At 69.7% G+C, this 21,872-nt stretch carries 19 protein-coding genes; 12 read left to right on the plus strand and 7 right to left on the minus strand.

The window, feature by feature from the left end; all coding sequences use genetic code 11:
* Nucleotides 1-11: 11 nt before the first annotated feature.
* The 4 genes from ACFXJ8_RS28485 to ACFXJ8_RS28500 form a co-directional block, all read right to left on the minus strand.
* Nucleotides 12-452, minus strand: a complete 441-nt coding sequence (locus tag ACFXJ8_RS28485; protein ID WP_379647044.1) for a DUF6114 domain-containing protein — start codon at nucleotides 450-452, stop codon at nucleotides 12-14.
* Between the two features lie 25 nt (nucleotides 453-477).
* A complete protein-coding gene (locus ACFXJ8_RS28490) occupies nucleotides 478-1,068 on the minus strand; it encodes a DUF6230 family protein (RefSeq protein ID WP_379647045.1) in 591 nt (196 codons plus the stop codon).
* 189 nt (nucleotides 1,069-1,257) lie between these two features.
* Complete coding sequence (locus tag ACFXJ8_RS28495) at nucleotides 1,258-2,094, minus strand: TrmH family RNA methyltransferase (RefSeq protein ID WP_379647046.1); 837 nt, start codon at nucleotides 2,092-2,094, stop codon at nucleotides 1,258-1,260.
* Nucleotides 2,087-2,839: a DUF4184 family protein gene (locus ACFXJ8_RS28500; protein ID WP_379647047.1), complete on the minus strand. Its 753-nt coding sequence runs from the start codon at nucleotides 2,837-2,839 to the stop codon at nucleotides 2,087-2,089. Before ACFXJ8_RS28500 ends, ACFXJ8_RS28495 begins: the two co-directional genes overlap by 8 nt.
* Nucleotides 2,840-2,942: 103 nt before the next feature.
* Here ACFXJ8_RS28500 and ACFXJ8_RS28505 point away from each other — a divergent pair, with 103 nt between their 5' ends.
* From ACFXJ8_RS28505 to ACFXJ8_RS28560, 12 genes are all read left to right on the plus strand, one after another.
* A complete protein-coding gene (locus tag ACFXJ8_RS28505; protein ID WP_379647048.1) occupies nucleotides 2,943-3,581 on the plus strand; it encodes a cation transporter in 639 nt (212 codons plus the stop codon).
* Nucleotides 3,582-3,791: 210 nt separating this feature from the next.
* Complete coding sequence (locus ACFXJ8_RS28510; RefSeq protein WP_379647049.1) at nucleotides 3,792-5,471, plus strand: substrate-binding domain-containing protein; 1,680 nt, start codon at nucleotides 3,792-3,794, stop codon at nucleotides 5,469-5,471.
* A 107-nt stretch (nucleotides 5,472-5,578) separates the two neighbouring features.
* Nucleotides 5,579-7,162, plus strand: coding sequence for a sigma-70 family RNA polymerase sigma factor (locus ACFXJ8_RS28515; RefSeq protein WP_379647050.1), 1,584 nt, complete (start codon nucleotides 5,579-5,581; stop codon nucleotides 7,160-7,162).
* 263 nt (nucleotides 7,163-7,425) lie between these two features.
* Nucleotides 7,426-7,794 carry a hypothetical protein gene (locus ACFXJ8_RS28520; RefSeq protein WP_379647051.1) on the plus strand — a complete coding sequence of 123 codons (369 nt, stop codon included), beginning with the start codon at nucleotides 7,426-7,428 and terminating at the stop codon, nucleotides 7,792-7,794.
* Nucleotides 7,791-8,921: a GNAT family N-acetyltransferase gene (locus tag ACFXJ8_RS28525; RefSeq protein ID WP_379647052.1), complete on the plus strand. Its 1,131-nt coding sequence runs from the start codon at nucleotides 7,791-7,793 to the stop codon at nucleotides 8,919-8,921. The genes ACFXJ8_RS28520 and ACFXJ8_RS28525 overlap by 4 nt, the downstream gene beginning before the upstream one ends.
* A 207-nt stretch (nucleotides 8,922-9,128) precedes the next feature.
* A complete protein-coding gene (locus ACFXJ8_RS28530) occupies nucleotides 9,129-9,965 on the plus strand; it encodes a glycosyltransferase family 2 protein (protein WP_379647053.1) in 837 nt (278 codons plus the stop codon).
* Between the two features lie 8 nt (nucleotides 9,966-9,973).
* Entirely contained in the window at nucleotides 9,974-10,975 is a 1,002-nt protein-coding gene (locus ACFXJ8_RS28535; protein WP_379647054.1) for a glycosyltransferase family 2 protein, read from the plus strand.
* A complete protein-coding gene (locus tag ACFXJ8_RS28540) occupies nucleotides 10,972-11,775 on the plus strand; it encodes a polysaccharide deacetylase family protein (protein ID WP_379647055.1) in 804 nt (267 codons plus the stop codon). The genes ACFXJ8_RS28535 and ACFXJ8_RS28540 overlap by 4 nt, the downstream gene beginning before the upstream one ends.
* A complete protein-coding gene (locus tag ACFXJ8_RS28545) occupies nucleotides 11,768-13,090 on the plus strand; it encodes a lipopolysaccharide biosynthesis protein (protein ID WP_379647056.1) in 1,323 nt (440 codons plus the stop codon). Before ACFXJ8_RS28540 ends, ACFXJ8_RS28545 begins: the two co-directional genes overlap by 8 nt.
* A gap of 8 nt (nucleotides 13,091-13,098) precedes the next feature.
* A complete protein-coding gene (locus ACFXJ8_RS28550; protein WP_379647057.1) occupies nucleotides 13,099-16,278 on the plus strand; it encodes a hypothetical protein in 3,180 nt (1,059 codons plus the stop codon).
* 50 nt (nucleotides 16,279-16,328) lie between these two features.
* Nucleotides 16,329-17,516, plus strand: a complete 1,188-nt coding sequence (locus ACFXJ8_RS28555; protein ID WP_379647087.1) for a DUF418 domain-containing protein — start codon at nucleotides 16,329-16,331, stop codon at nucleotides 17,514-17,516.
* Nucleotides 17,517-17,566: 50 nt separating this feature from the next.
* On the plus strand, nucleotides 17,567-18,373 hold the full coding sequence (locus tag ACFXJ8_RS28560) for an SDR family NAD(P)-dependent oxidoreductase (RefSeq protein ID WP_379647058.1): 807 nt from the start codon (nucleotides 17,567-17,569) through the stop codon (nucleotides 18,371-18,373).
* A gap of 7 nt (nucleotides 18,374-18,380) precedes the next feature.
* Here ACFXJ8_RS28560 and ACFXJ8_RS28565 read toward each other — a convergent pair whose 3' ends face one another.
* The 3 genes from ACFXJ8_RS28565 to ACFXJ8_RS28575 all read right to left on the minus strand — a co-directional run bounded on the left by ACFXJ8_RS28565 (nucleotide 18,381) and on the right by ACFXJ8_RS28575 (nucleotide 21,678).
* Nucleotides 18,381-19,760: a xylan 1,4-beta-xylosidase gene (locus ACFXJ8_RS28565; protein WP_379647059.1), complete on the minus strand. Its 1,380-nt coding sequence runs from the start codon at nucleotides 19,758-19,760 to the stop codon at nucleotides 18,381-18,383.
* Nucleotides 19,761-19,865: 105 nt separating this feature from the next.
* Entirely contained in the window at nucleotides 19,866-20,618 is a 753-nt protein-coding gene (locus ACFXJ8_RS28570; RefSeq protein ID WP_379647060.1) for an SDR family oxidoreductase, read from the minus strand.
* A 31-nt stretch (nucleotides 20,619-20,649) separates the two neighbouring features.
* Nucleotides 20,650-21,678: a phosphotransferase family protein gene (locus tag ACFXJ8_RS28575; protein ID WP_379647061.1), complete on the minus strand. Its 1,029-nt coding sequence runs from the start codon at nucleotides 21,676-21,678 to the stop codon at nucleotides 20,650-20,652.
* Between the last annotated feature and the right edge of the window lie 194 nt (nucleotides 21,679-21,872).

Below are 21,872 nucleotides of genomic sequence, written 5' to 3' on the forward strand. Positions count from 1 at the left end.
GACCTCGCGGCTCACCGGGCCGAGCGCATCGCTCTCGCCTTCGACACGAGCGCCCGCGTCATGCCGAGCGTCATGTCGAGGAGGTCGCGGACGCCCAGGGAGTCGATCCGGGCTGCCGGTCTGCTGAGGGGTGTCCAGGCGATGACCAGCGTTCCGCCCAGCAGTCCCAGGCTCATGCCGACCAGGAATCCCCCCAGGTTGGAGTAGACGAACGACGCCATGGACAGCAACACGGCCACCAGGCCGAGGAACACCCGTTGTCCCGGCTGCAGCCACACCAGCACCCCTGCGATCATCATCAGCAGCGCGATCAGGTACGTGGCCCCCACCGCGCCGAACAGGATCGCCACCGACAGCGCGTCGATCGCCAGCGGGACGGACAGCAGTTCCGCCCCCGCCAGCACGATGAACAGCCCGCCCCAGAACGGCCTCGACCGCCGCCACGACCTCATGATCTTCCGCTCCTTCAGAAGCACGTCAGAAGCACTCGTGCTCGCCGGCCCGCAGGCTCAGCTTGAGGTCAGGGAGCCTGAAGGTGGCCGCCGTCACGGCCCACGCGGTCAGCCTGACGTCTCGCAGGGTGACCGTCCTGCCTTGCGCGCCGAAGGTCCCGGCCGGGCCCCTGGCCGCGGGCACGTCCAGCGTGCTGGCGTCGCGGCCCAGTTCCAGGTCGTTGATGGTGGCGTCGGCCCGCGCCACCGCCGTGTCGATCACCATGTTCTCCACTGTCACCGGCGCTTCCAGTCCGCCGGTGATCGTGACGGTCACCGCCCCGAGCGGCGACTTCACCACGGCGCTCTGACACAGATCGGTCACCTGGGCGCGGCCGATGCCGGTCACGATGACGGGGATCGTCCGGCCCTTGATGTCGTGCACCACGCCCTCTGCCAGAGTGAAGCCCTGTGCCCGCAGCTCACCGGCGAAGAGTTTGAACGTGGAGCCCGCGACCACGAACGAGGCGCCGATCGCGCCCTGCGCTGTGGCGCCGACCAGAAGCGACGCCATCGCCACCACCGGCGTGAAGATCAAGGCGAACCGCTTCCACCGCACGCGTCCCTGCTCAGCCATGACTGCACTCCGCATCCGTACGCCCCCGACGACCCGACCCTTCGTCACGGAGAGTGACGGTTTGGCCTGAGTGCGATCATGGTGAGGCTTGCGGGCTCTTGTCAACGGACGCCATGCACGTCATGTCTTTCCTGGCTCACGCCTGGACAAACTTATCGAAGAGCAGAGGAATCGGTGAAGCTGAGGCCGCTACCCGGCGTTACTCGAACCGCGTGGCGTTCCGGCACCGCGCATCAGCCCGTGGCAGGCGATCGCGGCGGCGGCCACCACGTTGAGCGAGTCGACGCCTGAGGCCATCGCGGCGGGGCTCATCGCGATGCACACCTGCTCGTCGGCCTCCCGCAGCCAGCGGGAGGACAGCCCGTCACCCTCCGCCCCGAGCAGCAGCGCCACCCGATCGCTCAGCTCGACGGTGTCCAGCGGGGTCACGCTCTGGTCGGGAGTCAGCGCCAGCGCCTGGAACCCAGCCGCGCGGATCTGCTCCAGCCCGCCGTACCAGTCGTCCATGCGCACGTAGGGGATCGCGAAGACCGCGCCCATCGACACCTTGACCGAGCGCCGGTAGAGAGGGTCCGCACACCGCGGCGACAGGACGATCGCGTCGACCCCGAGCGCCGCCGCGCACCGGAAGATCGCCCCGACGTTTCCGTGGTCGACCAGATCCTCCAGCACCACGATCCGCGAGGCGCCGGAGAGCGCGTCGGCCATCGGCGGCAGCGGCAGCCGTTCCATCGAGGCCAGCGCCCCCCTGTGCACCTGGAATCCGGCGACGCCGTGCATGACCTCCTCCGAGACCACGTAGACGGTCGCGTCGCCGAGCACGTCGGCCAGCGGCTCCAGCCATCGCTCGGTGGTCAGGACGGCGCGCACGGGGTAGCCCGCGCCGATCGCCCTCCTGATCACCTTCTCCCCCTCGGCGACGAACAGGCCCTGCTCGGCCTCCAGGCTCTTGCGCAACTCCACGTCGCGCAGGCCGGTGAAGTCGGACAGGCGGGGGTCGTGGGCGTCGGATACGTACTCAGGCACGGTCGAATCCTGCCACGAGCCGCCTGAACTGCCAGATCGCGGTGTAGACGGTGAGCACGAGGCACAGTCCGACGATCGTGCCCGCGCCGATCCTGGTGACGAGCGCGGCAAGGCTCGGCCCGGGCGGGTTCAGCAGGGGCCAGCAGGCCGCGCCCACCACGGCGCCGGCCACGCCCGTCCACAGCACTGCCTGCCGTACCCGATCGCGCAGCAGCAGCCCCTCGGGGGCGGACACGTCGGCCATCCGCGACAGGCCGCGCCATGCCCACCACACCACGAACGCCAGGCCGGCCACCGAGGAGAGGTACTGCAGCAGCCGGAAGACCGTGATCACGCCGAGCACCTCGTGGTCGAGCCAGGTCCAGCCCCACACCTGCGAGCTGTAGGAGTGGGTGAAGGAGTCCCAGAACACGTGGGTGGCCGACCCGATCGTCGCACCCGCGAGCAGGGGCAGGATCCGCGGGGCGGGACGCAGCGAGGCGGCCCTGCCGACGAAGGCCGGCGGCAGCAGCGCGACGAGCGGCAGCCGGAAGATCCCGGCGAAGGCGGCGATCAGCACGCACACGACGAGGGGGTTGACCGTGACCACCCATGCCACGGAGTGCCAGAGCGTGTAGTCGGGCAGGAACGGCAGGAAGATCGGCAGGTCGGGCACCATCGCGCCCAGTGCCAGGGCCCACGGATCAAGCCATCTCACCCGGAACATCGGGATGACGGCGGCGACATGGCTCGGTGTGAACGGCACGAAGGCTCCCCCTGTGATGTTTGACCGAGCTTTGCACAGAAACGAAATGATAACGATCAGTAGTCGATAGGGTACGGAACGCTGTCGTCGGCCGGAGGGGGTCATGGTGCTCGACCAGCGGGATCACTCGCATCCGGCCGTGTCGGCCGCCTGGCTTCGCGATGCGGCGAGAGCTCGTGTCCTGTCGGTGGTCACGCTGGTGTGGCTCGGTTTGGAGAGCTCGCTCGGCCTGGCGGCGGGGCTGGCCGCGCACTCGGTGGCGCTGATCGGCTGGGGGTTGTCCTCCCTCGTCGAGGCGCTGGCGAGCCTGATCGTGGTGTGGCGGTTCACCGGCGCGCGCACGCTCTCGCACCATGCGGAGGAGCGGGCCAGGCGCGCGGTGGCGGTGAGCTTCTGGCTGCTGGCGCCCTATCTGGTCCTCCATGTGCTGCACGATCTCGACGCGGGCCACCGCGCGGCCCCGACCGTGCTCGGCATCGTGGTGACGGCGGTGAGCCTGGTCAGCATGCCCGCGCTCGGCCTGGCCAAGCGGCGGCTGGGCGCGCGGCTCGGGTCGGCGGCCACGCGCGGGGAAGGGGCGCAGAACCTCATCTGCGCGGCGATGGCGGGCGGTGTTCTGGCCGGGTTGTGGCTCAACACGCTCGGCTGGTGGTGGGTCGATCCGGCGGTGGCGACGGGGCTGGCGGTGGTAGCTGTGCGCGAGGGAGCGCGCGCGTGGCGTGGGCACGACTGCTGCCACTGACCCGAACGCTCGGTAATCAATGCACCAAATCAATGGTTTTGCCACACCAAGCGCACCGAGTAAGGTTCCGTCAGCACCGCGGAGTTTCTCCCGGTATGGTGACCCGAATCTATCGACACCGAAGAGGGCAACGTGGGGCGACACCGTACAGATGAGCTCGATGACGGCTATCGCACACCACGCCGGCGCCCCAGCAGAGGGCGCGGCAGGGTGCTGGTTCCCCTGGCGGGCGCGGTGGCGCTCGCCGTACTTCTGGGCGTCGCCGCCTTCGTCATCTTCAACAAGGAACGCGGCTGCACGGGCGACCCGCTCGCGCTGCGCGTCGTGGCCACGCCTGACATCTCGCCCGCGCTGAACAAGATCGCCGAGTCGTTCAACAAGACGGGCAAGGCCGTCGACGGCCACTGCGTCACGGTGAGCGTCGCCAAGGAGTCCGCGGCCAAGTCGGCCAACAGCTACGCCAACGGCAAGCTCCAGGCCGACATGTGGATCGCCGACTCGAGCCTGCTGGTCGGCCTGCTGCGCGAGGCCGAGTCGGGCGTCACGCTGCCCGCGCCCTCCGGGTCGGTCGCCACCTCGCCCATCGTGCTGGTCGCCGCCAAGAGCGCCGCCGCGAACCTGACCAAGAGCCTGAAGCCGAGCTGGCAGAACCTGATCAGCGTGGCCAACGTGGCCAACGCCGACGGCCCCGGCAAGAACATCCGCGTCCTGGCGCTCGACCCCGCCAAGAACTCGGCCGGCCTGGGCGCGCTGGTGGCCGCCGCGGGTGCGGCCGAGGAGGCGGGCCTGGGCGACGAGCAGCTCGTCGGCGCGCTGAAGAAGCTGTCGGAGCAGATCGCCGCCGACCCGAGCGCGCTGCTGGCCAGCCTGACCGTCAAGTCGGGCAGCAGGGTGCCGGTCGGCGTCGCCTCCGAGCAGAGCGTCTGGGCGCACAACAGCAAGAAGTCCGCCTCGCCCGTCGTCCCGCTCTACCCGCAGGACGGCACGCTGAGCCTCGACTACCCGATCGTCGTCACCGCCAAGGACGCCGCCACCCAGAAGGCGGCGGCCGCGTTCGCCCAGGAGCTGGCCTCCGACTCCGCCAAGACCACGCTGCGCGGGTACGGCTTCCGCACCCCCGACGGCAAGGGCGGCGCCGCGCTCGCCGCGGACAAGGGCTTCGAGCAGACCGCCCCTGAAGCGCTGCCCTCGCCCGACACCAGGCACGTGGCGAGCATGCGGCAGACCTGGTCGCGGCTCAACCTGGGCACCAGGATGCTGGCGCTGCTGGACGTCTCGGGCACCATGGCGCTGCCGATCCCCGGCGCGGGCATGACCCGCATGCAGGCCATCACCAAGATCGCCGGTGAGGGGCTCGGCCTGTTCCCCGCCGACAGCGAGATCGGCGTCTGGAGCTTCTCCACGCTGCTCGACGGCGACAAGGACTACAAGGAACTGGTCCCGGTCGGCCCGCTGAGCGAGATGGTCAACGGCGTGCCCCGCAAGCAGATCCTCGGCCAGCAGCTGGCCACCGTACGGGCCAAGGCCACCGGTGACACCGGGCTCAACGACACGCTGACGGCCGCCTACCGGGAGATGAAGGACAGCTACGAGCGCGACAAGATCAACACGATCCTGATCCTGACCGACGGCGCCGGCAACGACGACCCGACCGGCAAGGTCACCAACGCGCAGATGCTGGAGTTCCTGAAGAAGGAGTACGACGCCAAGCGGCCGGTCAACCTGCTGATCATCGCGTTCGGTCCCGACGCGCCCAAGGGCAGGAAGCAGATGGACGCGCTGGCGGCGGCCAGCGGCGGCGAGGCGTACATCGCGGAAAACATCCTCGATGTACGCAAGTTCTTCGTGCAGGGCATGAAGCGCCGACTGTGCGCGCCCGACTGCCGATAGAAACCCTCCGATACCCGGTCGTTATGTCCGGGCAACCGCCCTCCAAGAGGGGGCGTCCTACCCGCGTGGGGCTATGAGAACGAGCTCGCCCGCGGGGAGGAAGATCCGTGCCCGGATGGCCTACTGTCGACCGCGCCGACGATCACCGGTTGGTGGAGGCGCTGCGCCGTGCCGACCCCGACGCTCCCGCCCACCTCTACGACGCCTACGCCGAACGGCTGCACGACTACGCCTGCTCGCTGACCGGCGACCGCGACGCCGCCTCCGACGCCGTGCACGACGCGCTGGTGACCGCGCAGGGCCGTACCGACCAGTTGAAGGAGAGCGGCAGGCTGCGGGCGTGGCTGTACGCGCTGGCCCGCTTCCAGAGCGTCGCCAAGACGCCCAGAACGCCCGCCAGCCCGCCCCCGGTCCTGGACGACCCCGAGGATCCCGAGCTGGCCGAGGTGGTGCACGAGGCGCTCGGGGAGCTGAGCAAGGGCGAGCGGGAGGTGCTCGAGCTCTCGCTGCGGCACGGGCTGACCCCTTCGGAGGTGGGCGCGGTGCTCGGGCTCACCTCCAGGCAGGCGGCGACCAGGCTGGGCCGGGCCCGCGACCATCTGGAGAACGCCGCCGCGGCCGTGGTGCTGGCCAGGACGGCGCGCGCGCACTGCCCCGGCATGTCGGCGATGGTCGACTCGTGGGAGGGGCCGCTCACCCCGATCCTGCGCCACCGCCTCGCGAGCCATATCGGCGGCTGCGAGGTGTGCACCGAGGGCAGGCACCGGCAGGTCTCGGCTGCCCGGCTCCTCGACCTGGTGCCCGTCGCCTTCCCACCGATCTCGCTGCGCCGCAGGGTGATCGACACCTGCACCACCCCCGAGCGCGACCAGACCAGGACGCTGATCACCGAGCGCGGCGACAGCTTCGACAGGACGGGCTTCCCCGTGCCGGCGGAGCGCCGCTCCCGCCGCAGGCCGCGCCGCCTGGCGCCGGTCTTCACCGTCGGCGCGTGCGTGCTGGCCGCGACGGGCGCGATGATCGTGATGAACGGCCAGGCCGAGCCCGCCGCGTTGCGTGTCATCCCCTCCGCCTCGCCTTCTGTCTCCGAGTCCGTGCCCGCCCTGGCCGACCCTTCGGCGGAGCCGTCCCCCGAGGACTCCTTCGAGCCCGAGCCGCAGATCGAGGACGAGGAGCCGGCCGAGCCGACCCTCTCGCCCGCCGATCGGCAGGCGCCGCGGTCGCGGGCCGCGGCCAGACCGGTGCCGACTCCCGCCTCGCTGCCGTCGACCAGCCGGCCGCGGCCGGCCGCCAGCCGTACCGCCTCGCCCGCCCCGGCCGCCAGGCTCTCCGTCACCTGCCCGGGGAGCGTCGAAGGAGCGGGCACGGTACGGCTGGCCGCCCGCGACACGACCGTCACGTGGAGCGCGACCACCTCGGACGGGCTCGGCGTCTTCCCCGCCGGAGGGTCGATCAGGGCAGGGCAGGAGACGTCCGTCTGGGTGACGGTCAACGATCCGGGCTCAGGCGGCACGGGGACCGTCACGATCAGGTCCAACGGCGGCGGGCGGTCCTGCGCCGTCTCGTGGAGCGGGCAGGAGGGCAACGAGCCCGAGCCGACCGAGGAACCTCCCACCTCTCAGGGCCCAACGGAAACACCCGGCCCAGGTGTGGCGAGCAGCACATCATCGCATGAGCCGCAAGACGACTAAGACCTCATTTTGGTGACAAAGACCAACAAACCAGACTTTGGGCGGCGACGATCTCCCTGAATAGGGCAAGCTAGAGGCCCCTCGGGGGCCACGCGGTGTTGGACGCTCTTGACAGTGTGTTGAACAACACATTGGAATCTCGGCATGCTTGGTAAACCTGGAGCTGCCGCCAGACGTCGGCATTGACGACCCCGAGGCGTTGTTGATCCCATGAATAATGCGATCAATCGTGTCTTCGTCAGCTAGATGCCAGGAGTGGGGAGATGGTCAGCAAGTGGAAGGCGCTCACATGGGTGCTGGCGGCCGCGTGCATCGCGGGGGCGGTGATCGCGCTTGCCGACATCCAGACGCCACTGCGTCCACTTCTGATCTCTCTGTTCCTTTTGGTCGTTCCTGGTGCCGCGGTAGTCGGTTTGTTGCGTGATCGTGACCCACTTGCCGCACTATCAGTAGGAGCCGCGGCAAGTCTCGTTCTTAACGTTCTCCTTGCCCAAGCCATGCTTCTGTTCGACGCATGGTCCCCAAGGGCCGGCGTTGCGACAGTCGCCGTCCTCGCTGGGTTCATGTACGTACTGCGCGTGTTGTATCGGGGGAAGAACATGCAAAGCGAACAGGGGGCGAGGTCTCGGTGAAAATCTCGATCGTTCGCCCGGGCGAGCTCGGTGAGCCCGAACGGTTTCGATGGCGGGAGTTGCAGAAGGCGGATCCCTCGCTGGACAACCCCTTCCTTTCGGTCGAGTTCGCGCTCGCCATGGACCGCCTGCGCGACTACGTGAGAGTGGCCGTCGTCCACGACGGCGGCCAGATCGCGGGATTCTTCCCCTACGAACGGCACAGCTTCGGCATCGGAAAGCCGCTCGGCGGCTTTCTGACCACGTGTCATGGCCTGATCTCGGCCCCCGAGCTGAAGATCGACACCAGGGCCCTGCTGAGGGCCGCCAAGCTGAGCGTCTTCGACTTCGACCACATGGTGGCCGGGCAGGCGACGTTCGCGCCGTTCGAGACCGACGTCAGGCCCGCCCCGATCATGGACTTCACCGAGGGGTTCGACACCTGGATCGAGCAGGTGAAGGCCAACTCGCCCAAGAACCTGAAGACCGTGCGCTACAAGGAGCGCAAGCTCGGCAGGGAGCAGGGCGAGCTGCGCTTCGAGTACGCCTCGGCCGATCCCGAGGTGCTGCGCGTGCTCCTCAACTGGAAGTCCGACCAGTACCGCAGGACCGGCAGGGTCGACAGGTTCGCCCAGCCGTGGATCGTCGAGCTCATCGACCTGATGCACGCCGAACGCTCCGCCGGCTTCTCCGGGGTGCTCACCATGCTCTACGCCGGTGACACTCCGGTGGCGGGCCACTTCGGACTGCGCACAGCCACCACTCTGGTCGGCTGGTTCCCCGCCTACGACACCGAGTTCGCCCGCTACTCCCCCGGCATCGTGCACCACCTGCAGATGGCCGAGCACGCGGCGGGGGCCGGAGTCCTCGCCGTCGACATGGGCAAGGGCGGCAAGGAGTACAAGGACTGGCTCAAGAGCGGAGTCCTCTACGTGTCCGAGGGCCGCGTGTCCAGGCCGTCGGCCACCGCGGCCGTCCACTGGATCGGCAGGACTCCCGTCAACAAGGCGCGAACAATCGTGCTCGATCGACCGTCTCTCTATAAGGTGGCCGATCGCGTACTGAAGGGATTCGGGCGGGTGCGCACGACTCTGCAGTCCGATTCGTCATCGGAGTCAGCAGTAAAGGAACCCACGGGAGCGCGCTGAGCGCTCCCCACCCTCGCACCACGGCACGACCAGCACTGAGCACCAGCACCAGCACCACCAGCACCACCAGCACCCTCCATTGGCACCCTCACCCCATGGACCCTTCATGCACCGTTCGTCACTTCTGCCATTCCTGATGATCCATGGGATCGCGGATGGCCCCGGGTCCGTACGGCAGCGACAGGTCCCGGAAGGATTTAGCGCACCATGAGTCCCGAGATCACCAAGGCAAACGGCCACAAGATCCAGGGTTCGGCCCTGAGATCCATGCCGCCGATCGAGCGGTTCACGCCGCTCACCCCCCACCTGGCCATTTCGCCGACGGTCAGCGTGGTGGTGCCCGCGATGAACGAGGCGGAGAACCTGCCGCACGTCTTCGCCACCATCCCGCAGTGGATCGACGAGATCGTGCTCGTCGACGGCAACTCGGTCGACGACACGGTAGCCGTGGCCCGCAGGCTCAGGCCCAACGTCAAGATCGTCACCCAGACCGGCAAGGGCAAGGGTGACGCGCTGGCCGCCGGGTTCGCCGCCTGCACCAGCGACATCATCGTCATGATCGACGCCGATGGCTCGACCGACGGCCACGAGATCATCTCGTTCGTCGGCGCGCTCGTCACCGGCGCCGACTTCGTCAAGGGCTCGCGCTACATCTCGGGTGGAGGCAGCGACGACCTGACCTTCAGCCGCTACTTCGGCAACAAGGTGCTGACCACGCTGGTCAACGTCTTCTACCGGACCAAGTACACCGACCTGTGCTACGGCTACAACGCCTTCTGGACCCGTCACCTGCCGGTTCTCGACCTCGACTGCGACGGCTTCGAGGTGGAGACCCTGATGAACGTGCGGGCCGCCAAGGCGGGCCTGCGCGTGCACGAGGTGCCCAGCCACGAGCGCTGCCGGATCCACGGCGAGAGCAACCTGCACGCCGTCCGCGACGGCATCAGGGTGCTCAAGACCATCCTGCGCGAGCGGCGCCGCCGTCCCACGCAGCCGGTGCCCGAGCCCGCCGCCCGTCCGGCGGCCGACCGGGGCGTGGCGTAAAGGTCGTCATGAAGAGTTCGGTCGTCATCTGCGTCTACACCGAGGACCGCTGGGAGGACATCAGGCAGGCTGTCGAGTCCGTCGAGCGCCAGCGGCGCCCGGCCCACGAGCTGATCCTGGTCGTCGACTACAACCCTGAGCTGCTGCGCAGGCTGAGGCAGGCCTATCCGGTCGCCGTGAGCGTGGGTGCCCAGGGGGAGAGCGAGACCGGCGGGCAGGCGGGCGCGACGAGCATCCGCGTGGTCGCGAACGTCCACGACAAGGGGCTGTCCGGCGGCAAGAACACCGGAGCCGAGGTGGCGACCGGTGACATCGTCGCCTATCTCGACGACGACGCCGTCGCTGATCCGGGGTGGTTGGAGGCTTTGGAGGAGGGCTTCCAGGACCCCGCGGTGGTCGGCGTGGGAGGCCGCACGGACCCGCTCTGGCAGACGGGCAGGCGCCCCGGCTGGTTCCCGCACGAGTTCGACTGGACCGTGGGGTGCAGCTACCGGGGCATGCCCGCCGTACGGTCGCCCATCCGCAACGTGATGGGCGGCAACGCAGCGTTCAGGCGCGAGGCCGTCGGCGAGGTCGGCGGCTTCCACAGCGGCATCGGCCGCAGCGTGCAGGGGCGCAAGAGCCGCCCGCTGGGCTGCGAGGAGACCGAGTTCTGCATCAGGCTGTCGCAGCGCAAGCCGGGCTCGGTCATGCTGTTCGAGCCCGCCGCCGTGATCGGCCACAAGGTGCCCGCCCAGCGCGCCACCTTCGCCTACTTCCGCTCCCGCTGCTACGCGGAGGGCCTGTCCAAGGCCCTGGTCACGCAGAGCGTCGGCACGCAGGACGGGCTGTCGAGCGAGCGGGCGCACGCGCTGAAGGCGCTTCCGCTCGGCGCGCTGCGCGGCCTCGGCGAGGCGGTGCGCGGCGACGTGTCGGGGATCGGCAGGGCCTTCGCGATCGTGATCGGGCTCGCCTGGACGACCTGGGGATACGTGGTCGGCTCCGCCCGGCTGAAGGCGGTGCGCACATGATCAGGGTGCCGATTCTGATGTACCACTCGGTCACCGAGCGGCCCAACCAGGACACCAGGCCGCACGCCGTACGCACCGGCGACTTCGCCGAGCAGCTCGACTACCTGGCCACGCGCGGCTTCACCGCGCTGACGGTGGCCGACCTGGTCGCCGCCGTCCACAAGAACAACGGCAGGTCGCTGCCCGACAAACCGATCGTGCTGACCTTCGACGACGGCTACGCCGACTTCCACGCCAACGCGCTGCCGCTCCTGGAGCGCCACGACTTCCCCGCCACGGTCTTCCTGACCAGCGGATGGGTCGCCGACGCCGGAAAGGACGCCGCGGGCAGGCCCCTTGACGACATGCTCAGCTGGGGCCAGGCGCGCGAGATCGCGCAGTCGGGCATCGAGATCGGCGGCCACAGCCACAGCCATCCCCAGCTCGACCAGCTTCCCGACGCCGAGCTGCGCCAGGAGCTGCGCAAGAACAAGGGTCTGCTCGAAGACAGGATCGGCGCGCCGGTCGCCACGATGGCCTACCCCTACGGCTACTCCAGCGCCAGGGTGCGCCGCGAGGTGCGCAGGGCGGGCTACTGGGCGGCCTGCGCGGTGAGCAACACGCTGGCCGCCGATCGCCACGACTTGCTGGCCATCCCCCGGCTCACCGTGGGCCAGCACACGTCGATGGCGATGTTCAGGCGCGCCGTCGAGGGCAACGCGATCCCGCTGATCTACCTACGGGAGCGGGTGCTCACCAAGGGCTACGCGGTCGTCAGGCGAACGAGGTACGGACTGCGGCGGGTACGCGGGAATGTCTGACCGATCGGTCCTGCGCAAGCTCATGCGGGACCTGCGCAACCCGCTCTTCCGCAACGGCTACGCGCTCATGGCCAACACGGCGATCACCGCCACGCTCGGCATGGGCTACTGGCTGCTGGCCACCCGCTTCTACACCCCCGAGGAGTTCGGCAGGGGGCAGGCGCTCATCACCGCGATGCGGCTGTTCGCCTCGCTGACCGCGCTCGGCTTCGTGGGCGCGCTGGCCAGGTTCATCCCGATCTCCGGGCGCCGCACCGGCGGCGTCATCCTGCGCGGGTACGGCATGGCGGCCGTCACGGGCGGCGCCGCCGCTCTGGGCTTCCTGCTGACGCTGCCGGTATGGGGCGACATCTACGCGGTGCTCGGCACCCCCGCCATGAGCCTGTTCTTCCTCGGCTCCGTCGTGGTGTGGGCGGTGTTCACGCTGCAGGACGTGGCGCTCACCGGGCTGCGCGAGGCCGCCTGGGTGCCGGTGAACAACCTGGTCTTCGGCCTGGTCAAGATGGGCCTGCTGGCGCTGCTGGCGACCCGGCTGCCCGAGGGCGGCATCTTCGTCTCCTGGATGATCCCGACGGCGATCGCGCTGGTGCCCATCAACTTCCTGATCTTCGGCATCCTGGTGCCCAGGCACGTCCGCGAGACCGAGCAGACCGCCCGGCCGCCCAGCCTGCGCGAGATGGGCAGGTTCCTGGCGGGCGACTTCCCCGGCACGCTGTCGATGCTGGCGATCGTCTACCTGGTGCCCGTGCTGGTCGCGGCCAGGGTGGGCGAGGCGACCTTCGGGCGCTTCTCCATGGCGCACACGCTGGGCTGCATGATCGAGCTGCTGGCGATGAACATGGCGGTCTCGCTGACAGTGGAGGGCTCCTTCGACCGCTCGATGCTCGCCGCCAACGCCAGGAGGGCGCTGAAACGCGCGCTGATGATCATCACTCCGATCATCGGGGTGGCGCTGGTCGCCGCTCCGCTCATCCTCACTATCTTCGGCTCCGAATTCGCCGTGGAGGGGACGATGCTGCTGCGGCTGATGGCGTTGGCGGTGCTGCCGAGGGTGCTGATCGAGATCTACCTGAGTTCGCTGCGGGCGCTGGGCCAGGCGCGCAGGCTGGCGCTGGTGCAGATCGGGCTCGCGGTGCTGGTGCTGACCTCGATCATGGCCCTCTTCCCCTTCGTGGGAGTGGACGCCGTGGGATACGGTCTGCTTTTCAGCGAGATTTTGGTAGCGTTGTTGATCTTCAGTAGTCTCCGTAAGATTCTCAGATACGGCGAAACCGGGCAGCCGCGTGTCATGCGCAGGTCGTCCGAGGTCGCATGATGGTCAACGTGAGGCAACCGGCGGGCGAGGCGATGACGACGGAGACGACCGGCACGTCCGCGGCTTCCAAGGCCGCGGAGGTGGAGGAGAGCGACGTGTCCGAGGAGCCGGAGTTCGATCCTGACGCCACTGGGGTGATCCCGCGGATCACCGTGCCCAAGGACGACCCCGCCGCCCCTCGGACCGACGCTCGGCAGCCGGAGGCGGAGTCCCCGGAGACAGTGGCCCCCGAGGCAGAGTCCTCGCAGGCTGGGTCCCCGGAGGCTGGGTCCCCGCAGGCTGGGTCCCCGCAGGCTGGGTCCCCGCAGGCTGGGTCCCCGCAGGAGGAGTCGCCGCGGGAGGGCCGGGCCGCCGAGGAGGGCTCTCCGTCGACGGACGACGAGCCGGAGGCCGCCGCCGACGACGTCACACAGGACAGCCAGGCCCGGGCGCCGGAGTGCGCCGACGAGGACACCGCGGAGAGCCCGGCGTCGTCGCCGGAGTCCGTTGATGACGAGGGCACACCGGAGAGCACGACCCCCCGGGCGCTGGAGTCCGCCGACGAGGACACGGCCTCTCAGGCGCTGGAGTCCGCCGAGGAGGGCACGCGGGAGAGCGCGGCCCCTGAGACACCGGAGTCCGCCGACGAGGCGCGGGACGACGATCCAGAGATCGCCGACGAGGTCACGCAGGAGACGGCCTTCCCGCACGAGGCTGAGGCCGACAGCGACCAGACCAATCCCGCGCTCCGACTCCCCGAGCGGGAGCCGGAGCCGGACGACAGCACGGAGATCACCCAGGCCGTCCGCCTGCCCCCGCGGCCCCAGACCGAGGAGCAGGCCGAGAAGCAGGCCAGGGCCGCGGACGAGGCGGCGGACTCCACCGTCGCCACGCGCGTTCCCACGCCCTTCTCCTCCGTGCAGGTCGGCCGTCCCCCCGAGGCCCCTGAGAACCCCGCGGCCCCCGCGAGCCCCGCGACCTCCGCGGCTCCCGCGGCTCCCGCGGCGCCTGCCGTACCCAAGAGGAAGCCCGCCGCCCCCGCCCACGGGTGGGGGGCGCGGCTCACGGCGCTGGCGCAGGGCGCGCCGCGCTGGCTGCCGGTGCTGCTGGTCCTCGAGGGCCTGGTCATGTACGTCCTGGCGCTGCGGGTGCCGCCGGGGCCGCTGCGCGGGGTCGACCCCGCCGACATCGGCGGGCTCGGGCTGATTTCGGCGATGCCGCTGAGCGCGTTCTTCGCGATCATCCTGATGATCGTCTCGTTCTTCGTGACGGTCACCCAGAGCACCGACCGCAAGTTCCTGCTGCTGTTCCAGATCGCCGCGATCACCTTCGCCCTGCACGGAGCGGGCGCGATCGTGGCCGACGCGCCACGCTTCCCCACCGCGTACGTGCACGCGGGCTTCGTCGACTTCATCTCCAGAACCGGCGAAACGGCGATCAGCCTCGACGCCCGCATGGCCTGGCCGGGCTTCTTCGCGCTGTTCGCGTTCGTCGGCAAGGCGGCGGGCATCACCGACTTCACGCCGATCCTCAACTGGACGCCGCTGCTGTCGAACCTGCTCTACCTGCTGCCGTTCGTGCTGATCCTGCGGCAGGTGGTGGCGACCACGCGGGCCAGGTGGTTCGCGGCGCTGCTGTTCATCCTGGTGCAGTGGATCGGCCAGGACTACTTCTCGCCCCAGGGCTTCACCTTCGCCCTCTACCTGGCCTTCGTGGCGATCCTGCTGCGCTGGTTCGGTAAGGTCGAGGCGCGCAGCAAGCCGCTGCCCGCCAAGGGTCCCGTCCGCAGGCTGCTGGCCAGGCTCGACGCGATGCTGCCGGGCGAGCTGGCCTACACCGGCACCTTCAGGGCCGACAAGCTGCTGATGCTGATGCTGCTGATCGCGCTGTTCTTCGCCGCGACGGCCTCACATCAGATCACGCCGTTCATGATGCTGGGCGTGCTGACCGCCTTCCTGCTGGTCAAGCGCACCTCGCTGACGTGGGCGCTGCCGTTCTTCTTCGGCCTGGTGGTGCTGGCGTGGATCAGCTACCAGACCGTCGGGTTCTGGCAGGGCAACATGGAGGCGATCTTCGGCGGCATCGGCAGGCTGCTGGAGAACCTCCAGCGCGGCACCGGCGACCGGATCGCGGGCAGCGACCCCGTCCACGCGCTCGTGCTCAAGACCCGTCTCGGCATCTGCGCGGCCGTCCTGCTGCTGGCGGCGGCGGGCCTGGTCAGGCGGCTGCGGCGCGGCGTCTTCGACCGGGCGGCGCTCGTCCTGCTGTGCGTGCCCGTGCTGGCCATGGGCCTGCAGAGCTACGGCGGCGAGATGGGCCTGCGGGTCTACATGTTCATGCTGCCGGGCGCCTGTTTGCTGGCCGCCTACGCCTTCTTCCCGAACCTGCCGGCCGACAGCGAGGACGCCTCCGAGGAGACGGTGCCCTTCCGCCAGCGCAATGTCAGGTTCAACCCGAGGACCACGAGGATCATCTCGATCGTGCTCGCCGCGTGCGTGGCGCTCGCCCTGTCGATGGCCTTCCTCATCGCCCGCTACGGCAACGAGAAGTTCGAGCGCGTGACCGCGGGCGAGGTCGCCGCGATGCGCTACGTCTACGAGCACGACAAGCCGAGCGCCAGGGTGCTCTACCTGGTGCCCAAGCTCGGCCCCGAGGTCACCCCGATCCTGCCGTGGGGTGAGCGCGACTTCGAGAAGGTCGACTTCACCCAGCAGGCGCTGGTGCACAAGGACCCGACCACCATCAAGGACGTGGTCGACAAGCTGCGGAGCAGTGAGCGCAACACGTTCCTGGCCGTCACCAAGGGGCAGGCGGCCTACCTCCAGCTGAACGAGGGCTTCCCGGCCGACTGGTACCCGAAGTTCGTGGCCGCGCTCGACAAGTCCAAGGAGATCAAGAAGGTCTACTCCAACGAGGACTCGGCGCTCTACACGTGGAAGAAGTTCGTCAAGGGCACCGAGATCCCCGATCCGCGCTACGCCAGTGGCGGTCCGGGTGATCCAGGATCCCCGTGGAGTGTGGTGGGCGTGATCGCCCTCGCCCTCACTTGGCTGGCGCTGTTCTCCTACGAGGTGATCCGCCTCCATGGCAGGGACAAGGCGCCACGGGCGCGCAGGCGGCTGCTGTGGGTCGCGATCCCGGCGTTCGTGATCGCGATCGCCGTCATCGTGGAACGGTTCCTGTACATCGGCCTGAACATGTTCCGCTAGTTCACCAAAAGTCACAGCGAACTCTGAGGTTGCGAGATGATGTCCACTTGATGTGGACATCTGCTCGCGCTCCCGGAGACCGGATCGCCGGCGTCGACGCGCTGCGTGGCTTCGCCCTGCTGGGCATCCTCGTGGTCAACATCGCCTTCCTCGGCTCCGGCTACCGGATGGCGGGGCTGCCGGAGCCGGGGTTCGACAGCGCGCTCGACTGGGGCGTGCGCTGGTTCGTGACCATGTTCATGGAGAACAAGTTCTACCTGCTGTTCTCCTTCCTGTTCGGCTACAGCCTCACCCTGCAGATCGGCTCCGCCGCCAGGCGGGGCGCGGCGTTCGCGCCGATGTTCCTGCGCCGGCTGGCGGGGCTGTTCGTGCTCGGGCTCGCCGACGCCGTGCTGCTCTTCCCCGGCGACATCCTCGGCACCTACGCCGTGGTCGGACTGGCGCTGCTGGCGCTGCGGAAGGTCACGCCGAGGACGGCGATGATCCTGGCCGTCACGCTGACGTCGGTGCTGGCGGCGGCCTTCGTAGCCGCCGCCGTGGCCGCCGGTCTCGGTTTCCCGGTGCCGGGCGCGGGCTCGGGCGGGGTCGCGCAGGCGCTCAAGGCCGACGTGCTGCTGCGCGGCGGCCCCGGAATGATCATCTCTGAGCACCTGAACGAGCTGTCGGTGATCGTCGTGCTGCGGGTGCTGTTCCAGGGCCCGGCCGTACTGGCTGCCTGTCTTGCCGGGCTCGCGCTCGGCAAGTGGGGCGCGCTGCGCGAGCCGCGCACGGCGACGCTGCGCAGGATCCAGCAGCTCGGCTTCACGGTGGGCGTGGCGGGGCAGGCCTTCCACTCCTACGCGGCCTGGGGCGGCTCGGGGCAGGTGCTGCGGCTGCTCGGCCAGGCCGTCGACCTCGTCACGGCGCCGCTGCTGGCCGCTGCCTACGCCGCCACCCTGCTGCGCCTGCTGCCCCGTCTGCCGCGCCTGGGCCGCATGCTGACCGCTCCCGGCCGCATGGCGCTGACCAACTACCTCGGGCAGTCGCTGATCTGCTCGCTGATCTTCACCGGGTACGGCCTGGCGCTCGTCGACCGGGTCAGCCCGCCCGTCGAGGTGCTCATCGCGCTGGCCGTCTTCGCCTTCCAGGCCGCCTTCAGCCACCGGTGGCTGCGCGGCCGCCGCCACGGCCCCGTCGAGTGGTTCCTGCGGGCGCTCACCTACTGGAAGATTCCCTCGCAACGGGTGCAACCGACCTGAAGGCGCCGGTGTTTCAGAGGGTGTAACCGCATCCGCTGAAAGGCGCACTCATGGATCTGCAGCTTTCCGGCCGCGTGGCCGTCGTCACCGGAGCCTCCAAGGGCATCGGCCTCGCCACCGTCTCCGCCCTCCTGGAGGAGGGAGCGAAGGTCGTGGCCGTCTCCCGCAAGGGCGCGCCCGGCCTCGACGCGCTGGCGGGACCGAACCTGACGCACGCCGCGATCGACCTCATGGACCCCGAGGGGCCCGCGGCCGCGGTGGAGCGCGCCGTCGAGGTCTACGGCGGGCTCGACATCCTGGTGAACAACGCCGGTGGCCCGCCGCCCGGCGTGAAGCTGCCCCGCTTCTCGTTCCTGGCGCCCTCGGACGCCGACTGGCGGCAGATGTTCGAGTTCAACCTGTTCGCGGTCGTGCGTGCGATCAGGGCGGCCATCCCGCACCTGCTGGCGCGCGGCGGCGGCTCGATCGTCAACGTCACCACCGGCGCCGTCAGGCAGCCCGCCCCGATGAACGTCGACTACCAGGCGGCCAAGGCCGGCCTGCTGAACCTGTCGAAGGCGCTGTCGGAGGAGTACGCGCCGCAGGGCATCAGGGTCAACACCGTCGCCCCAGGCCCGGTGCGGACCGCGTGGTGGACGGAGGAGGGCGGCGCGGCCGACATCCTCGCCGGGGCCACGGGCGCCGACCGTGACAGCGTGATGGACACGGTGGCGCCGCAGATGATGAACCTGCTGACGGGCCGGCTCGTCGAGCCGGGAGAGGTCGCCGACGTGATCGCCCTGCTGGCCTCGCCCCGCTCGGCCAGCACGACGGGCGCGGAGTTCGTCGTCGACGGCGGCTTCCTCAAGGCCGTCTAAGGACGTCTCAGGAGGCGGTGCCGCGCTGGCTCCACTTGATCTCGTACGGCTCGAAGGTGAACTGCTTGCCGTCCACCGTGGCGGTCAGCCGGGCGTTGGTGGTGTTGACCATCACCATCTGCTGCGGCTGGCCGAGCACGCGCACCTTCGGGTCGCTCGAGGTCGGCTGGTCGACCTTCACATGGGCGGGGAACCACTTGGTGAACCCGCTGAGCAGCCCCGCCATCGGCATCTCGTCGCCGCGTCCTGGCACCCACATGCAGCCGTGGCACTCCCGCTGGCCCTTCTTGTGGGGGTTCCAGTAGAGCGCGGTGGTGACGCCGCTCTTGGCGAACTCCATCATCGCCGTGGCCTGCACCGCGGCGGTCCGCTCCTCGCTCCAGCCGGTGTTCTCGGGCTCCATGTAGTACTCGGCCCACCACACGGGCAGGTCGGGCGCCTGCTGCCGCAGCCACGTGGTGATCGCCGAGAACTTGGCCGTCGCGCTGAACTCGTCGGGGGTGGGCGGCTGGTCGCGGGTCATGGTGGCGCCGTCGACGACGATGAAGTCGGCGCCCTTCTTGTTCTGGATCCAGTACTCGATGGCGCCGAGCACCCGCCGGTCGGCCGTGCCCCATTCGCCCCTGACAGGCGACTCGCCCGCCGTGGGGGCGTGATGGTCGATCGGCACGTACGGGCCGCCGACCTTGATCTCGGGATTCACCTGCTTCAGCGCGTCGTAGACCTTGTTGTAGAGCTCGGTGTAGGCCTGGGCGTCCCAGGTGTTGCTGGCCTGGTTCCAGAAGCCCTTGAACTCGTTCCAGACCATGAAGTGCCTGACGGTCGGATAGCGCTTGGCGACGGTCGCGGCCAGCTTGGCGTAGTCGTCGAAGTGCTCGCGCTTGGGCGCGGTGGTCGCGTTCTTCGCCCAGTCCGTACGGCCGGCCGTACCGCCCCTCATCCAGTCGGGCGCGCAGCACAGCGTGATGATCGGGATGCCCCGCGAGTCGGAGATCAGCTTCATCCGGCGGTCGAGGCTGCGGAAGTCGTACTTGCCGGGGCTCGGCTCGGGGTTGTCCGCGCCCCAGCCCATGATGTGCTGGTTCTGCAGCATCGGCTCGCGGCCGAGGATGCCCGCCGCCCGGTCCCTGACCTCGGCGGGCTCCTGGTCGGCGCTGTACTGCGTGTGGGTGACGCCCCAGCGCGGCCAGCCCTCCGTGACCGGCGGCGCGGCCAGCGTGGGCGCCGCCTGGGACGGCGGGATCGTGTTCGGCTCGCCCGAGGCCTTGGTCCTGGAGCCCGCGTAGATCATGATCCCCGCGACGAGCACGAGGGCGATGACTCCGGCGGCCAGCGCGATCGGCCATGGAGAGCGCCTGTGCGCGTGACGGCCGTTCGTCGGTATCACCGAAGCCTCCTGAAGCGTTCCACACGACAAAGCCGGGGCGAACTGCCCGGCTCATCCCCAAGGTAACCGGACCAATTGCAGAACGCTTGAAAGTTGCTCTACCGGTTAGCTGGGATTCGGCGGCAATTGTCCCCCCGCGGGTCCAGGGACGCCAGCATAACGGTAGGGAATCGGTGATCTGCCGGGTTGGACCACCAGCAACGTGCCAGGCTCCTCGGCGTAGAAGGCCGACTCCACGGCCGCCGCGACATCCTCGGCAGTCAGCAGCGGGAAGCCCGCTCCGACGAACATCTCCCGCTGCTCGGCCACCAGCGGGGTGTCGGTGAATCCAGGGCACACCGCGCCGATCCTGATCCCCTCCCTGGCCAGCGGCGCGGCCAGACCCCTGACCAGGCCGACGACGGCGTGCTTGGTCATGGTGTAGATCGGGTCGCCGTCGAAGCCGACCAGCCCGGCCAGCGAGGCCGTGACGACGATCGCGCCGCCGCCCGAGCGGATCAGCGCGGGGACCGCGGCATTGACGCCGAAGACGACGCCGTCCACGTTGACGCCCATGACGGTGCGGTAGCGCTCCAGGTCGAAGGCGGCCAGGTCGACGCCGCTGGTCATGCCCGCGTTCAGGTGGGCCAGGTCGAGCCTGCCGTAGGTGTCGACGGCGAGGGCGGCCGCGCGCAGGGAGGTCTCGGGGTCGCTGACGTCGCCCGCCAGCCACACGCCGCCCACCTCCTTGGCGACGCGTTCGACGCCGGCCTCGTCGCGGTCGACGAGGACGCAGCGCGCGCCCCCTGCCGCCATCCTGCGCGCCACCGCGGCGCCGATGCCGCTGGCGGCTCCGGTGATGAGGACAACGCTGCTCATCGGGTCTCCTTGACTGTCGCGGCCGACCAGGTCACGGGGTGCGGCTGTCGAGCGTGCGGTGGGCGCGCTCGATCAGGACGGGCACCGCGCCGCCGATGCTCTCGAACCCCTCCCCCACGGTCTTACCCTGCCGGAACCTGGCGTGGATACCCTCCACGATGACGGCGAGCTTGAAGTTGCCGAACGCCACGTAGAAGTCCAGGTCGGAAAGGTCCCTGCCGGACACCTTGGCGTAGTGGGCGGCGAACTCGGCGGTGTTGAGGAAGCCGGGGGCGAGCGTGACGTCGCCGGCCACGGGGATCGCGGCGCGCTCCTCGTCCCCGGGGTCGTGCCAGTAGGTGAGCGTGAGGCCGAGGTCGGCCAGCGGGTCGCCGAGCGTCGACATCTCCCAGTCGACGACCGCGCGGATCTCCGGCGGCGCGAGGCTCACCAGCGTGTTGTCGAGCCGGTAGTCGCCGTGCACGAGTGTGGAGGCCGAGGTGGCGGGCAGGCGGTCGCGCAGCCTGGCGACGAGCCGGTCGTAGGCGGGCTCCTCGCGGTCGGCGGAGCGGGCCCACTGCTGGCACCAACGGTCGAGCTGCCTGGCCAGGTAGCCCTCGGGGCGGCCGAAGTCGGCCAGGCCCACCGCCGCGTAGTCCACGGCGTGGATCTCGGCGAGCACCTCGGCCAGCCGCTGCGACAGTCTCCTGGTCTCCTCGACGCCGGTGGTCAGCTCGGCCCGGTCGCGGACGGCCGCGCCGTCGACGTGGCCCATCACGTAGAACGGCGCGCCGATCACCTCGTCGTCGGCGCAGAAGGCGAGCGGCGGGGGGACCGGCACCGGCGTGCCGTACAGGGCGGAGATGACCCGCCACTCACGGCGCATGTCGTGCGCGGTGGGCAGGACGTGGCCGAGCGGAGGACGGCGCAGCACCACGCGCCGTTCGGCCGCCTCGACCAGATAGGTGAGGTTGGACCTGCCGCCGGAGATCAGCGACACCGAGACGGGCGCGCCCGCCGAGGGCACATGCTCGCCCATCCAGGCGACCAGGCGCGGCCAGTCAATGCCAGGTACCGTCATGGGACCCCATTAGAACCCGATTCTGTTCCCCGTGCCAAAGTTCCCAGTGCCAAAGTTCCCAGTGCCAAAGTTCCCAGCGCCAAAGTGGGCCAAAGTTCGCGGTGCCGAAGTTCGCGCCGTCGAAAGGCGCGCGGGCTACATGAGAGTTCTCTAAATTTGCGCGCCGACGTGGTCCACCACGTCCCCTCATCCTT

Origin of the sequence: Nonomuraea sp. NPDC059194, assembly GCF_042754765.1 — a bacterium.
GTDB lineage: Bacteria > Actinomycetota > Actinomycetes > Streptosporangiales > Streptosporangiaceae > Nonomuraea.